Origin of the sequence: Pseudobacillus badius (genome assembly GCF_002189605.1) — a bacterium.
Taxonomy (GTDB): Bacteria; Bacillota; Bacilli; order Bacillales; family Domibacillaceae; genus Pseudobacillus; species Pseudobacillus badius.
Genome location: NZ_MWMM01000053.1, coordinates 1 through 1,546 on the forward strand (window position 1 = coordinate 1; position 1,546 = coordinate 1,546).

At 49.6% G+C, this 1,546-nt stretch carries 1 protein-coding gene; it reads left to right on the forward strand.

The window, feature by feature from the left end; all coding sequences use genetic code 11:
* Positions 1 to 2 precede the first annotated feature (2 nt).
* Positions 3 to 1,541: an L-glutamate gamma-semialdehyde dehydrogenase gene (gene pruA, locus B1A98_RS19935; protein ID WP_052475364.1), complete on the forward strand. Its 1,539-nt coding sequence runs from the start codon at positions 3 to 5 to the stop codon at positions 1,539 to 1,541.
* The last annotated feature ends 5 nt before the right edge of the window (positions 1,542 to 1,546 follow it).

A 1,546-nucleotide genomic window follows, 5' to 3' on the forward strand; every position in this document is an offset into this window, starting at 1 on the left:
TGATTCCATATAAGCATGAACCATTTACTGACTTTTCAAAACCAGAGAACAAGAAAGCATTTGAAGAAGCTCTTCAACTGGTAGAAAGCTACCTTGGCCAGGATTATCCGCTTGTAATCGGCGGCGAAAAAATCACGACAGAAGACAAGATTGTTTCTTACAATCCTGCCGATAAAAAAGAAGTGATCGGACGCGTATCCAAAGCGAGCCGCGAGCACGCAGAACAAGCGATGCAAGCAGCTGTGAAAGCGTTTGACTCATGGAAAAAAGTAAAGCCGGAAATCCGTGCTGATGTCCTGTTCAAAGCAGCGGCTATTATCCGCCGCCGCAAGCATGAGTTCTCTGCCCTTCTTGTAAAAGAAGCCGGAAAACCTTGGAATGAAGCAGATGCGGATACAGCGGAAGCCATTGACTTCCTTGAATACTACGGACGCCAAATGCTGCGCATTAAAGATGGCATGCCGGTAGAAAGCCGTCCAGGCGAGTACAACCGTTACGACTATATCCCATTGGGTGTGGGCATTGTCATTTCCCCATGGAACTTCGCGCTTGCGATCATGGCTGGCACAACAGTGGCAGCGCTTGTTACTGGAAACGCGGTTTTATTAAAACCAGCTTCTACGACACCGATCGTGGCAGCGAAATTCATCGAAGTGCTTGAAGAAGCCGGCCTTCCGGCAGGCGTGCTGAACTTCGTGCCGGGCAGCGGTGCTGAAGTGGGCGACTTCCTTGTCGACCATCCGAAAACACGCTTTATCTCTTTCACAGGCTCCCGCGATGTCGGCCTGCGCATTTTCGAACGCGCGTCTAAATTAAACGACGGCCAAATCTGGCTGAAGCGAGTGATCTCTGAAATGGGCGGAAAAGACACGATCGTTGTGGACAAAGAAGCAGACCTTGAATTGGCAGCTCAATCTATCGTAAAATCAGCGTTCGGCTTCTCCGGACAAAAATGTTCCGCTTGTTCCCGTGCAGTGATCGTGGAAGACGTATACGATCAAGTCTTGAACCGCGCGGTGGAATTGACAAAAGAATTGACTGTCGGCAACCCGGTAGACAACCATTTCATGGGACCGGTCATCGACCAGGCTTCTTTTGACAAAATCATGAGCTACGTGGAAATCGGCAAAGAAGAAGGCCGCATTGCAGCAGGTGGTACAGGCGACAGCGAAACAGGCTACTTCGTTCAGCCGACAATCGTGGCGGATGTAGATCCGCAAGCCCGCTTAATGCAGGAAGAAATCTTTGGCCCAGTGGTTGCGTTTGCGAAAGCGAAAGACTTCGACCATGCGATCGAAATTGCGAACAATACAGAATACGGCTTAACAGGTGCGGTGATCACCAACAACCGCATGAACATGGAAAAAGCGCGTGAAGACTTCCACGTTGGAAACTTGTACTTCAACCGCGGCTGTACAGGCGCGATTGTCGGCTACCAGCCATTCGGCGGCTTCAATATGTCAGGAACAGACTCTAAAGCCGGCGGTCCGGATTATTTACAGCTTCACATGCAAGCAAAAACAACATCTGAAACGTTCTAATTAAA